This is a genomic window from Polaribacter sp. NJDZ03 (assembly GCF_019263805.1).
Lineage (GTDB): Bacteria > Bacteroidota > Bacteroidia > Flavobacteriales > Flavobacteriaceae > Polaribacter.
On sequence record NZ_CP079195.1, the window covers coordinates 1,226,205 to 1,240,239 of the forward strand.

A 14,035-nucleotide genomic window follows, 5' to 3' on the forward strand; every position below is an offset into this window, starting at 1 on the left:
TATTAACTTTGTAGCTTTAGAATGCAATAATTTAGAAACATACAACCCAATGAAAAAAATAATAACAACAAGTAAAGCACCAGCTCCAATAGGACCATATAATCAGGCAGTATTAAGTGGAAATACGTTGTACACTTCTGGTCAAATTGCAATTAATCCAGAAACAGGAGAATTGGTTTTATCTTCCATAAAAGAAGAAACAACTCAAGTTATGGAAAACCTAAAAGAAGTTTTAGCTGCTGCTGATATGACTTTCGAAAACGTCATTAAAACGTCTATTTTTATTTCTGACATGAATAATTTTGGAGAAATAAATGCTATTTACGGAAACTATTTTAATGAAGAGACAGCTCCTGCAAGAGAAACTGTAGAAGTAGCAAACTTACCAAAGTTTGTAAATGTAGAAATTAGTGCAATTGCTATTAAATAGCAATTGCCTTCATTAATAAATCTGCAGATGCAGGGTTTGTTGCTAACGGAACATTGTGTACATCACAAATTCTTAACAACATTATAATATCTGGCTCATGAGGGTGTTTTGCATGAGGATCTCTAAAAAACAAGACCATATTACATTTTCCTTCTGCAACTCTTGCTGCAATTTGTGCATCTCCTCCAATAGGACCTGATAAGAATTTTGTAACTACAAAACCCGCTTTTTCTGCTTTGGAACCTGTAGTTCCTGTAGAAACTAATTTTATATTTTTTTTAAGCAAAACTTCTTTATGTTCGTTTAAAAACTGAACCATTTCTGCTTTTTTACCATCATGTGCTATAATTGCTATTTCCATAAAATAGTATTAAATTTATTTACTATAAAGATAAAAAAAAGCCTGATAGAAAATTAATTCTATCAGGCTTTTTATTTATGTATAAACTACTTTATCTTACAAAGAAGCAGCATATTCTATTAAGTCTACAATCTTAGTTGAGTAACCCATTTCGTTATCATACCAAGAAACAACTTTTACAAAGTTATCGTTTAAAGCGATACCAGCTTTAGCATCAAAGATAGAAGTACGAGTATCTCCAACAAAGTCTTGAGAAACTACCATATCTTCAGTGTATCCTAAAACACCTTTCATTGCATCACTTTCTGAAGCAGCTTTCATTGCAGCACAAATCTCAGCATACGTTGCTGGTTTTTCTAACTTTACAGTTAAATCTACAACAGAAACATCCATAGTAGGAACTCTAAAAGCCATACCAGTTAATTTTCCGTTTAAAGCAGGAATTACTTTTCCAACAGCTTTTGCAGCTCCAGTTGAAGAAGGAATTACGTTACCAATAGCAGAACGTCCACCTCTCCAGTCTTTCATAGAAGGACCATCAACAGTTTTTTGAGTTGCAGTTGCAGCGTGTACAGTTGTCATTAAACCTTCTGAGATTCCCCAGTTGTCATTTAATACCTTAGCAATAGGAGATAAACAGTTTGTAGTACAAGATGCGTTAGAAAAAATCTTAGTATCTGCTTTTAATTCTTTGTTATTTACACCCATTACAAACATTGGTGTATCATCTTTAGATGGTGCAGATAAAACTACTTTTTTAGCTCCAGCTTCTAAGTGTTTTCCTGCAGTTTCTGCTGTTAAGAAAAACCCTGTAGATTCAATAATATACTCAGCTCCAATTTCTCCCCATTTTAAATCTGCTGGGTTTCTTTCTGCTGTAATTCTAATTTCGTTTCCGTTTACAACTAATTTACCGTCTTTTACATCAACAGTTCCATCAAATGCACCGTGAACAGAATCGTATTTTAACATGTAAGCTAAATAATCTACATCTAGTAAATCATTAATTCCTACTACCTGTATGTCTTTTCTATTTACTGCAGATCTGAATGCTAATCTTCCAATTCTACCAAATCCGTTAATTCCTATTTTAATCATTTTACTAGTTTTTAATTAATTATTTTTTATGTTGTTATAATATCAGAAATTCTAAGCAACTCGTGGTTTATAGAATGCCCACCAGCAATTGCTATTTTTATATCTGTACAAATTACTTTATTATCTTGTAAACCTACCATTAAATTGGTTTTGCCATCTAATAATAACTCTACTGATTTTACGCCTAATCTACTTGCTAAAACTCTATCGAAACAAGAAGGTGAACCACCTCTTTGCATATGCCCAAGAACACTAACTCTAACGTCATATTCTGGTAAGTTTTCTTCTACATATTTTGCAAGATCATATACGTTTCTACCAGATTTATCTCCCTCTGCAACGACTACAATACTAGATGATTTACCTGCTCTTCTACTTCTTTCTAAAGATTCTAATAATCTATCTAATCCTAAATCTTCTTCAGGAATTAAGATTTCTTCTGCTCCTGCTCCAACACCTGCGTTTAAAGCGATAAAACCGGCATCACGTCCCATAACCTCAACAAAGAAAAGTCTATTATGTGAAGATGCTGTATCTCTAATTTTATCAATTGCTTCTACTGCCGTATTTAAAGCGGTATCATATCCTAAAGTATGGGATGTTCCAAAGATATCATTATCGATAGTACCTGGAATACCTATTACAGGGAAATCAAACTCTTCGTTAAACAACACTGCTCCTGTAAAAGAACCGTCTCCACCAATAACAACCAATGCATCTACCTCACGCTCTATTAAGTTATCGTAAGCTTTCTGTCTACCTTCTTTGGTTCTAAATCCTTTAGATCTAGCAGATTTTAAGATTGTTCCACCTTTGTTAATAATATTATGAACACTTCTTGCATTTAAATCTACAAGATCATTTTCAATTAAGCCTTCATATCCTCTATATATACCTACACAACCTAAACTATAATAGGCACAAGACCTTACTACTGCTCTAATTGCGGCGTTCATTCCTGGAGCATCTCCTCCAGAAGTCATAACTGCTATTTTTTTAATTTTCTTCATATCCTGATGTAAATTTACTGCTTTATAACCATTTAAAATAATAAAATTACGAAATCGTTTTAGGCTAATTTTCGTTATTATAAGTGAAAAGTAGCTAATTTTTTCTAAATATTTTAATGGTTTACATTATTGTTTTGTTATTATTTTTTAAGACGCAAAAATAACCATGAACTCGAAAAAATTAAATGATAAAAATCACTTTTGTTTTAATAAATTGTAAGTTTATTAGTTTCCTTCGAAATTTATTAATTTATCCTTTAATCTTAAGGTAGAATCTCTTTTTATGAAAGTTTCGTTTTCTCTAACAACTCTTTTCTTTCCTTTAATTTTTCTTAACAAGCCAGAAAGTGTATTAAAATTAACCTGATAAGAAAGTCCTACACCTTGCGTATAGCCTTCTTCTTCTGTAGAATATTGTATTTCGTTTTGTCTATTAAAAATAACACCTCTAAAATTACCTTCTTTATTTAATAGAATTTCAACTTTTACCTCACCAACAACACTAGATTGCGTTTGTGTACCAACAGGCACTCCCACTTTTCCGTTAATAACCACTTTATCTCCTAACTGTGTGCTTACAGAAACATCAACCTGATTATCGGTATATAAACTACCTATATCTGTACCACTATTTCCTTGTTGATAATCTACTCCTAATTGAAATTTACCATCAGGATTATTTAATAAGCTAGAAAAAGCTGCAGATACTGCACTAGAAGCTGTATTAGAAAAAGTTTCTCCTGCATTAAAATCTGCTCTATCTGGGTTTGCAAAACTACCAAAAGCTAGTAATGATATAAATTGGGTTGTTTTCTCGTTTACATTATTATCATTTAAAATAAACTCTAACTCACTCGCAATCGATGGATCTACATTTGTTAATTGAATGTCTAAATCTTGTTTAGAACTAAATAAACCTCCTGTAATTTTTGTTACTAAATCTACTTCAATTTTTCTATTAGAATTAAAATTTTGCAATAAAACCCCAGGATTCGCTTTTGCTTTATAAATTGCGGTGACATCTAAATTGGCTTCATACGGGTTTCCATTCCAAGAAACCGTACCTCCTTTTTGTATTAAGAATGGTTTGCTTACAATACCTCCATATTTAAAATCGTAAACACCAGTATCTATCATATAATCGCCAAACATGTTAAATTTACCGCGTGTATTTATCTCTATTCTTAAATTTCCTTTACCACTACCGGTTAACTGACTTCCATTTACCTCATCTATAACTACTTGTGCGGTTGCATCACTTGTTACGTCTAAATCTATATTTAAAGACAGTCCTTTTATTGCTTCTAAGGCAACCTCTTTTTGTTTTTCCTGAATTCCGGTTTCCTTCGTTTTAAAATGGATTAAATTATAACTATCTACGGTTTCTATATCTTTTAAAGGAACAACAAATGCGGTTCCAGGCATTGTTTTGGCATTAATATCTATGGTTAATTGATCTGTTAAACCAGTAATACTAGCAGATCCATCAATAAAAGCAGAACCATAATAGAGTGATTCATCTGTGTTTTTGGTGTCTAAAACTAATAAATTATTACTCTCTATTTCGATATTTAAAAACCACTTTTTAAAATTTAAATGGGTAATATCTCCAATAAGTCTTCCACGACTTTTATGCTTGGTGTCTACCAGTCTTACTTCTTCAAAAATAAACGACTGTTCTTGTAAACTAATTATAGACTCTCCTTCAAAATCATAATCTACATTAAGATACGGAAACTTTAAACCTGCATTTTTAAGCGTTAGAGTTCCTTCCATTTCGGGATTACCTAAGAAACCTCTTAAAGAAAAATCTCCATTGGCAGTACCTCTTATAGAGGATAAAACGTCTTGACCTAGCGGACTAAAAGCATCTAATCCAAATTCTTCTAAATAAACATCTAAATCTATTAAGGGCCTTTTTTCTGAAAAATCTAAAGAACCAGTAGCTGCAATACTTTTTACTTTTTCATTATTTATAGCTAAATCTACTTGATATTTTTCGTAAGAATTATCTCCTTTTACATTTAAAGATAAATCTCCTTGCTTAAAATTATTAACTTGAAAATTAGCTATAGAAAGTAATGCTTCCGGGTTGTAAACTCCTTTACTTTGTACAAAATCTACATGACCAGATAAAACTCCTTTTAATGCAAGGCTATCTATTTTAGGTAAAAAACTCTCTAATTCTACCTTTGTAAAATCTGCTACAAGCACTTTCTCTGAATCTCCTTTTAAACTACCTGAAAACGCTATTTTTTGCTCGCCAGAGGTAAATTTAAACTGACTAAAATCAAAGTCATTTTCTTTGATATTGAAAGTAACTTTATTTTTATTTAATGAGTCTGGATTAATCTCCCATGTATTTTCTTTAAATATAAAAGATGATTTTTCGAAACCAACTACAGATTTCCCTTCCGGATTATAAGTGTAGAAAAAATCGAGGTTAAAATCTTCGTTCTTTTTAATACCTCCTTTAAATTCTGATTTAAAATATAACGTATCATTCTGGTTTAAACTTAATAAGTTTAGTTTAGAAATATTATAATATTTTGTATTTACTTCAGATGCCGTTAAATGAGAGTTATAAAGTGGGTTTTGATTGTCTGTTCTTAACAAAATATCTTTTACCTCATTGCCATAAGCTTCTATTTTTGGAGAAGAAAACGTTAACCTTAATTGGTTCTTATCTGCCTTTATTTTACCTTTTATCTTTGTATTATTATCAATAGAAATCTCAGGAAAAAACACCGTAACAATTTGATTATAGATTGTAAAATTAAAATCTAAAAACTGATTTGGTGCTACTGTAAAAGGTTTATAGTTTGTATAAACACTACCTAAAGCATTTTGCGCAACGGGTAACAATTCTGAAAATGAAAATTTACCAGACAAATACCCTTCTGCAATATCTTTAGACACTACCTCTATTGTTTTAATACTATCTTTTAAAGAAGATATAACATTAAATTCTTTAAAATTAAATTCTTCTTTTTGGTTTGTGTATAAAATGTTTGTAAAAGTGGCTTTACCGGTAATATCATCAAACGTGTTTCCTTCTACATCTAATTCAATATTACCTTTTAAAACAGCTATACTATCTCTTGTAAAAAGTTTTGTTTCTTTTAAGTTTAGGTATTCTATATTAGATTTAAAATCGAACTTATTTATATCTGTAGACAAATCTGCCAACCCATTAAACTTCATTTTAAAGTTAACGTCATCTATCTTTAAATCTCCATCAAATTTATTATTTTGATATTGACCATTTGCTTCAATATTTTTATACGTATAATTTTTAAAATTGAGCTCTGCAACTGTACCTATAAAAGAAGTATTAATATTTTCTAGCTTAAAACCGCTCCCTTTTACATCTCCTTTTAGAGAAACTTTACCAAATAAAGGATCATTGAATAACGCACCAATATCAAACTTATTTAAGGCTATTTTTCCGCTGTAGGCGGCATAATCAATATCGTCTATATTAGAAATTTGTAAATCTGATATAACATTACCTATTTCAGATTTTAAATCTAAATTGGCTTTAATTTCTTTTGATGTAACATGTACTTTTCCTTTTAAAGTAAATTGTCCAAATTTTACAAATTCCGATGGTAGTGTTTTACCCAAAACATTAGGTAAAATACTTTTTAAGTCATTATAAGTAGCTGTTACATCTCTTAAATTACCTTTAAAAATAAAACCTTTTTTAAAATCTACCGCATTTACAAAATCTAAATCACCAACTACCTTAATTCCTTTATTAGAGGTTAACCAAAGATTATTTAAGGAAAAGTTATTTAACTTTCCTTTAAAATCTCCAGTAAAAGTAATAATGTCGTTTCCATATAACTCCGTATAATATTTCTTTAAATCTGGAATAGAAATAGTACTTTTAGTAAAAGCCGCAGTAATATCTACCTTATTATTAAAGTCAATTAAATCTTTTCTTTTATACTTAAAAGCTATTGTAGCCTTAATTTTAGATTTTCTAGTTTGTAATGTTGTTTTTACAAAATGCATTTCCGTTTTAGAATACGAAAAATCGGTGGTTAAGTTGGTAACTTCTAAACCTCTATTATCTACAAAAAAAAGTCCTCTTATATTCGATGAAAAATCGGGTCCATACACTAATAAATCCTGTAAATTTCCGCCTCCATTACTTGCAGAAAATAAAACAGGACTGTTACTATTTTCGTTAATCAATTTATAATTTAAATCACTTACATAAACATTATCAGATTTTAATATAAAAGGTTTGGAGAGAGAATCTTTTGGAGAACCATCATTAAAATTATCTATAAAAATAGACATAGAATCGTCTTTTTCTCCTTTATAGGTTTTCATATAAACGTAAGCTCCATCTAGAGAAATACTACCAAGATTTACTTTATTATCTAAAAAATTTTTGGCATTTAAAAGGGAGCTCGATATTTTTTTTACATATATTAAAGTATCTTGATGATGGTCTTTAATATCCACTCCTTTTAATTGAATATTACCTAAAAATGATAAATCTATTTTTTCTATAGAGATATGTGTATTAAAATCTTTATTAAGTCTTTGGGTAGCATAACTACCTAACTTTGTTTGTACCGCAGGTATAGAAATAAAAATAAAAATGAACAGCAAGAAGAGCACAAAGTACCCAAGGCATTTCAGTATTATTTTTCCTACTTTTTTGATAATCTTTTCTATTTAAAATGATTGTAACAAAGATGATAAATACGAATCAAAAACGTTGCCAATTACTACAAAGAACGTGCAAATTTAACAAAGAATTAAATTTCTATTCTTAAAAAAGGAAGACAAGATAAAATAATCCTTAATTTTGCTTTAAATTATCATTTTTAATGAAAAAACAGGTTTATATATTAGGGATAGAATCTTCTTGTGATGACACAAGTGCCTCCGTAATTTGCAATGCAAAAGTGCTGAGTAATGTTGTTGCCAATCAAGAAATACATTCTAAATATGGTGGTGTTGTTCCAGAATTAGCATCTAGGGCGCATCAACAAAACATTGTTCCAGTAGTACAACAAGCTATAGAACAAGCAAATATAACTAAAGAAGACGTATCTGCAATTGCATTTACAAGAGGCCCTGGTTTAATGGGTTCTTTACTAGTAGGTACTTCTTTTGCCAAATCTTTGGCCTTAGGGTTACAAGTACCTTTAATAGATGTAAACCATATGCAGGCTCATATTCTATCTCATTTCATTGAAGAAGAAAATAGTAAAATGCCTCCTTTTCCTTTTATTTGCCTAACTATTAGTGGCGGACATACACAAATTGTAAAGGTTACCAATTATTTTGAAATGGAAGTTTTAGGCGAAACTATTGATGATGCTGTTGGTGAAGCTTTTGATAAATCTGCAAAAATTTTAGGTCTTCCTTATCCTGGAGGCCCTTTAATAGACAAGCATGCAAAACTAGGAAATCCAAAAGCTTATCAATTTACAAAACCTAAAGTAGGCGATTTAGATTTTAGTTTTAGCGGTTTAAAAACGGGTATTTTATATTTTATTCAGAAACAAGTAAGAATAAATCCTAATTTTATTGAAGAAAATTTAGATGACATTTGTGCTTCCATACAATATACAATTGTAGAAATTTTAATGGATAAATTAAAAAATGCAGTAAAACAAACAGGCATTAAACATATTGCTATTGCTGGTGGAGTTTCTGCTAATTCAGAAATTAGACACCGTTTACAATTAGCCGAAAAACATTTTGGGTGGACTACCTACGTGCCTAAATTTGAATACACAACCGATAATGCTGCAATGATTGCTATTACTGGTTATTTAAAATACTTAAACAACGATTATTCTGATGTTTCTGTAACTGCAAAAGCACGTTTAAAAGTTACAGAGAATTCTTAAAAAATTTTCAGAAAAAACAAATATAATTAACAAACTGAATTCCTACTCCTTGAAAACATTAAAAAACAGATTATTATTCAATATTTACTATTTTCTATTATGGATAGGATATTTTGCATTTGCACGATTATTTTTCCTTCTTTTTTATGTTGATAAAACAAAAGAGTTAGACTTTTTAACGACACTAAAAACATTTCTTTATGGTGTGCGATTAGACAGTTCTTTTGCCGCATATTTATGTTTTATTCCGTTTTTAATTATCATTTTTTCTGTTTTTATCAATTCTAAAATAATTGGAACAATTATAAAATGGTATTCGGGTATTATGATTGTTATTTTAAGTTTATTACTAATTATTGACGCAAGCTTATACCAATCTTGGGGAACGCGTTTAGATACCGCTTTGTTAAAGTATTTAAATACTCCAGAAATTATGATTGCTTCTGTTTCTACTTTTCAAAAGATAACCGGAACTCTATTTTGGATTGCAACTTCTTTCGTCTTTATAAAATGGTTCAACAACATTATTTCAAAGAAAATAGCAAAGGTAGAAGAAGGTTTTTGGCTACAAGCAGTACTATTTTTCTTAATAACAGCGGCATTAATTATACCAGTAAGAGGTGGTATACAAACCATACCTGTTAACCAAAGTAATGTCTATTTTTCTAATAATATGTTTGCAAACCATGCATCTATAAATTATGCTTGGAACTTTTTTAACGCACTTACTCATAAACCAGATGGTAAAAATCCTTATAAATTTTTTGATAGTGAAATAGCAAAAAACACTATTAACAAAAGAAGATCTCTACTTTTAAAAGCAGACACAGATAGTATTTTAAATACAACAAAACCCAACGTAATATTTATTATATGGGAAAGTTTAACCGCAAAAGTTGTGGGCTCTTTAGGTGGAGAACCTAATGTAACAGAAAATCTAAACAAACTGTCTAAAGAAGGTATTTTATTTACTAACTACTATGCAAACGGAGATAGAACAGATAAAGGGATTCCTGCTATTTTAAGTGGTTATTACCCACAACCAACACAAAGCATTATGAAAATGCCCAACAAAGCTAGAAGACTACCAATGTTACCTAAAAAAATGATGGATTTAGGGTACCATACTTCTTTTTATTATGGTGGTGATTTAAACTTTGGAAACATGAATACTTATTTACGAAATTCTGGAATTACCGATTTTGTAGACGGAAATGATTTTGATGTAAAAGATTGGAATTCTAAGTGGGGAGCGCACGACCATGTATTTATGAAACGTTTGGCAGATGACTTGTCTAAAAAACAAGACGAACCATTTTTTAAAATAGCGTTAACACTTACAAGCCACGAGCCATACGAGTTCCCAGATACCTATAAATTTGGAAAAGATACTGAAGAAAATAAATTTAGAAGTGCACATGCCTACACAGATAAAACTATTGGTACATTTATTCAATTTGCAAAACAGCAACCTTGGTACAAAAACACCTTAATAGTTATTATTGCAGATCATGGACATCGTTCTCCTGAGCACAAAGGAGCTTTTAACTCACCATTAAAGTTTCACATCCCAATGTTATGGTTAGGTGGTGCTTTAAACAAAAAGGGAATTGAAATAGACAATATTGCTAGTCAAGTAGATTTACCTTACACACTTCTAGACTTACTAAAAGGAGATAATTCTGATTTTAAATTCAGTAAAAATATCTTTAATACTTCCGAGAAACAATATGCACATTATATCTTTAACAAAGGTTTTGGTACACTCTCTAAAAACGGACTTTATTTATTTGATCATGTAAGTAAAAAAGCAATTTTAGAAGAAGGTACAGAAGCTGCAAAATTAGACTCATTAGGTAAATCTATTTCTCAAGAAGCTTTTCAAGATTTTCTAGATCGTGATTAAGTTTAATAAATTTTAGTGAAAAATCTTTTTGTTTGATCAATTATTAATTTATCAAAGCATTTTTAATTTTATCAACAAAATTAGCAATCGTAAAAGGTTTAGATATAAAACCAGAAAAACCTAGTGTTAAATACCGCTCAATATCTTGGGTAGAAGTATTCCCTGTTAATGCCAAGAAAGGCGTTTTAGAATTTACGTTTGTAATAGTAGCTCTCTTTTTCATCAATTCTTCACCAGTCATATTTGGCATATTGATATCTAATAAAACAACATCAAAAACTTCTTCTTTAATCTTAGAAAGTGCTTCTAAACCATCTTTTACAATGGTTAAATTCACTTTTTCTTTTTTTAAAATATACGCCACTATTCTTTGATTCATTAGATCATCATCTGCCACTAAAATATTTTTTCCTTTTAAATCAATCTTTTTAGTCTTAACCTCTTTAGGTATTATTCTCTGCTTCTTTAATTTTGAGTTTTTTTCAAAAGGAATTTCAACAAAAAAGGAAGTTCCTTTATTCAATTTACTTTTCACAGAAATACTACCATTCATGGCTCCTAACAAACGTTTTACAATAGCCAAACCTAAACCTGCACCTCCATAAACACGATGGTCATTCAATTCGTTTTGTTGGTATTCTTCAAATATTTTTAAACATTGAAACGCACTCATTCCTCTACCAGAATCTGTAATTTCAAAGATTACGGTAACCTTATTTTCTACCTCAAAAGTTACTTTTGCACTTATAACAACTTCTCCTTTACTGGTAAATTTAATAGCGTTACTAATTAAATTTGATAGTATTTGTTGAATTCTTACAGCATCTCCTAAAACAATTTTTGGTAGTTTTTCTGAAGTTAAAAAAACGAGATCTACATTTTTATTGGTATGAATATGCTGAAAATCATTTTTACAATTCTTAATAGTTTCTAGAATAGAAATCTCTTCATTAACTAAAACTAATTTACCAGCTTCAATACGCGATAAATCTAAAATATCATCTACTATAACCTTTAAATTATTCCCTGCTGATGATAAGTTTTTAATGTATTCCGTAGCTTTGTTATTCAATTTTTCTGATGAAATCATTTCAGAATAGCCAAGAATAGAATTCAATGGATTTCTAATTTCATGACTCATCATTGCTAAAAAACGGGATTTTTCTTCGTTTGCTTTGTCAGCAATTTTACGTAGTTTATCTAATTCTATATTTTTCTCTGCAAGTTCTCTTTTTATAAAAAAGATATCATTTCTATTTTGATTTAGTTGACTTACATACTTGTAAACATTACTTCTATTATGTATTAAAATAACAACAGAAGCTTCTTTTTTAAAAAGTTCTAAATCTATATTGTATTCTATACCTTCAGAAACAATAACCATACCTTCTAACAGAAATGGGTCATTTAAAGGCAACGCTTCTAAAGTTCCTTCTAAAAAAGGACAAGCATCATAGATAGATTCTTGAAGTGTAAAGGTAGTTTTGATAAATTTACCAGCAATAACACTTGTAATAACCCCCGAATAATCAGTAGTTAATTGTATAAAAACATCCTCTATTTTTGCAGGTATCAATACTTTTATTTTAAAGCTAGTGAGGTTAATTTCATAAAGGCATCTTCAACATTTTCATCTTCTTTAGCACTGGTAATTAAATCTATATTTACAGAAATTTTCTGTATTACACTTTCTAATTCTTCTGCAGTAAGCAAATCTTTTTTATTACCAATAACTGTTATGTTTTGTAAACCAGATAGTTCTTTAACCATATTTAGATTTTCATCTATAGTTAAATACGTTTCTTCTCTACTTACATCAAAAACAAACATTGCCGCATTAGAACCTAGAAAATAAGCTTTGGGTATTTTTTCATTGCCGTTTGTACCAGCAACATCCCAGATCATTAATTTAATAGTTTCATTTTTGTATTCCACTATTTTTTTACTTACTCGAACACCAATAGTACTAATGTAATCTTCAGAAAATTCATTTAAAACAAATCGTCTAATTAAGGATGTTTTACCAACACCAAAATTACCAACAAGCAGTACCTTTTTTGCAATCATAAATTATAAATAATTGTTTACTCTTTAATCAATTCGTTTAAAATTAAATCATTTAAACGTTCTTCATCTGATAAGTAAGAACGATCTCTTAAAATAATTTCTGATAAATTATTTATGTTGTCAGACAATTCTTCTGCATGCTCTTCTGTGATAACCCCAGAAGTTGCAATGGCAATATAAATAGTTTTAAAGTTTTTTATAGAAAGCTGAAAAGTTTCGAACTTTATATTTTCTAAATCCTGTCCTTCCTTAGAAAAGGCGTCTTCAGCAAAAGATTTAATAGCCGTTAACATGCCAGAAATCATATCTTTATCGGCTATACTTCCTCTAGAATAGTTTCCAGAAAGCAAACCAGATTCTTTTTCTATGATAAAAACTTCTTCAATTACAAACTCAAAAACTCCTTCTAAAACAATACCGGAATCATTTCTTTTTCCTTTAAAAAATCTTTTAAGTATTTGTTGAATAGAAAATTTTTCTTTTATAGTTTTATTAATACTATCGGATAATTTAGTAATTTCTGCAACAATAAATTTCTTAACCATTTTACCCATAATTGGGTACAAGGCTTCTACAACTTCATCTTGAGAGTCTCTAATTTGAACTTTTATAGTTTCTGTAATGGTGTCTCCAAAATCTCTTGAAAAATTATTACGTAAGTCCGCAATTTTTTCATCTACTAGAGGCGCAACTCTTTTAGACAGTTTTTCTCTAAGAATAATTTCTTCACTAAGAGAATCAAACTTTTCTCTATCATCAGCTAATAAAAGGTCTCTGAGCAACTCAAAACGATTGTCTTTATTGTTATCTGCAGGCTTTTTTTTCATCTATTCTTGCAACATCAATGCAATTTTCTCTAAAGCTTTACCTAGTTTTTTTCTATCTGCTTTTTCATCATCTAAATCGGCCAATCTTTTATCTAAATCGTCATTTAAGTCTTGAAACTTGTGCTCCATTAAACTTTCTAGATCTGCTAATTTATTTTCAAGGTTAGTAACAGACTCAGATAGATTTTTGTTTGTTTGGTCTTTAAGTGTTTTAATCTGGTCGTAAACATCAGCAAATTCTGTGCTGTATTGCTGCATGTTTTCACCAAAGATTAAATCTCTAACCGCTGCAATTCTATCATCTATTTTATGATTTTCAACAACAGGTTGTTTATTTTCTGAATTTTTTTCCATTTATACTAAAAGTTGGTTACAATAAGTAATTATTATATTCTTAATAAGTGTTAAAAAAAGGCACTTCTAACAAATATACATCAAAAAAGAGTTTATATAA

11 protein-coding genes are annotated in these 14,035 nt (G+C 29.7%); 3 read left to right on the forward strand and 8 right to left on the reverse strand.

Going from position 1 to position 14,035, the window contains the following annotated elements; genetic code table 11:
* The first annotated feature begins 49 nt into the window (after positions 1–49).
* Complete coding sequence (locus KV700_RS05175; protein ID WP_166381891.1) at positions 50–430, forward strand: RidA family protein; 381 nt, start codon at positions 50–52, stop codon at positions 428–430.
* Here the strand turns inward: KV700_RS05175 and KV700_RS05180 are convergent.
* The 4 genes from KV700_RS05180 to KV700_RS05195 all read right to left on the reverse strand — a co-directional run bounded on the left by KV700_RS05180 (position 423) and on the right by KV700_RS05195 (position 7,537).
* Positions 423–791 carry a methylglyoxal synthase gene (locus tag KV700_RS05180; protein ID WP_166381889.1) on the reverse strand — a complete coding sequence of 123 codons (369 nt, stop codon included), beginning with the start codon at positions 789–791 and terminating at the stop codon, positions 423–425. The two genes, KV700_RS05175 and KV700_RS05180, sit on opposite strands and share 8 nt — an antisense overlap.
* 96 nt (positions 792–887) lie before the next feature.
* A complete protein-coding gene (gap, locus tag KV700_RS05185) occupies positions 888–1,889 on the reverse strand; it encodes a type I glyceraldehyde-3-phosphate dehydrogenase (RefSeq protein ID WP_166381887.1) in 1,002 nt (333 codons plus the stop codon).
* A 26-nt stretch (positions 1,890–1,915) separates the two neighbouring features.
* Complete coding sequence (gene pfkA, locus KV700_RS05190; protein WP_166381885.1) at positions 1,916–2,899, reverse strand: 6-phosphofructokinase; 984 nt, start codon at positions 2,897–2,899, stop codon at positions 1,916–1,918.
* 225 nt (positions 2,900–3,124) lie between these two features.
* Entirely contained in the window at positions 3,125–7,537 is a 4,413-nt protein-coding gene (locus KV700_RS05195) for a translocation/assembly module TamB domain-containing protein (RefSeq protein ID WP_218599418.1), read from the reverse strand.
* Positions 7,538–7,749: 212 nt separating this feature from the next.
* Here KV700_RS05195 and tsaD point away from each other — a divergent pair, with 212 nt between their 5' ends.
* Both tsaD and KV700_RS05205 read left to right on the forward strand, forming a co-directional pair.
* On the forward strand, positions 7,750–8,781 hold the full coding sequence (tsaD, locus tag KV700_RS05200) for a tRNA (adenosine(37)-N6)-threonylcarbamoyltransferase complex transferase subunit TsaD (protein ID WP_166381881.1): 1,032 nt from the start codon (positions 7,750–7,752) through the stop codon (positions 8,779–8,781).
* 49 nt (positions 8,782–8,830) lie between these two features.
* Positions 8,831–10,687: an LTA synthase family protein gene (locus KV700_RS05205; RefSeq protein ID WP_254712975.1), complete on the forward strand. Its 1,857-nt coding sequence runs from the start codon at positions 8,831–8,833 to the stop codon at positions 10,685–10,687.
* Between the two features lie 43 nt (positions 10,688–10,730).
* Here KV700_RS05205 and KV700_RS05210 read toward each other — a convergent pair whose 3' ends face one another.
* The 4 genes from KV700_RS05210 to KV700_RS05225 are packed head-to-tail and all read right to left on the reverse strand — an operon-like array spanning position 10,731 to position 13,935.
* Positions 10,731–12,263, reverse strand: coding sequence for an ATP-binding protein (locus KV700_RS05210; protein WP_218599419.1), 1,533 nt, complete (start codon positions 12,261–12,263; stop codon positions 10,731–10,733).
* Positions 12,264–12,268: 5 nt separating this feature from the next.
* Complete coding sequence (locus KV700_RS05215) at positions 12,269–12,754, reverse strand: Rab family GTPase (protein WP_218599420.1); 486 nt, start codon at positions 12,752–12,754, stop codon at positions 12,269–12,271.
* 17 nt (positions 12,755–12,771) lie between these two features.
* On the reverse strand, positions 12,772–13,581 hold the full coding sequence (locus tag KV700_RS05220; RefSeq protein WP_166381875.1) for a cell envelope biogenesis protein OmpA: 810 nt from the start codon (positions 13,579–13,581) through the stop codon (positions 12,772–12,774).
* Complete coding sequence (locus tag KV700_RS05225) at positions 13,582–13,935, reverse strand: hypothetical protein (RefSeq protein WP_068449955.1); 354 nt, start codon at positions 13,933–13,935, stop codon at positions 13,582–13,584.
* Positions 13,936–14,035 lie beyond the last annotated feature (100 nt).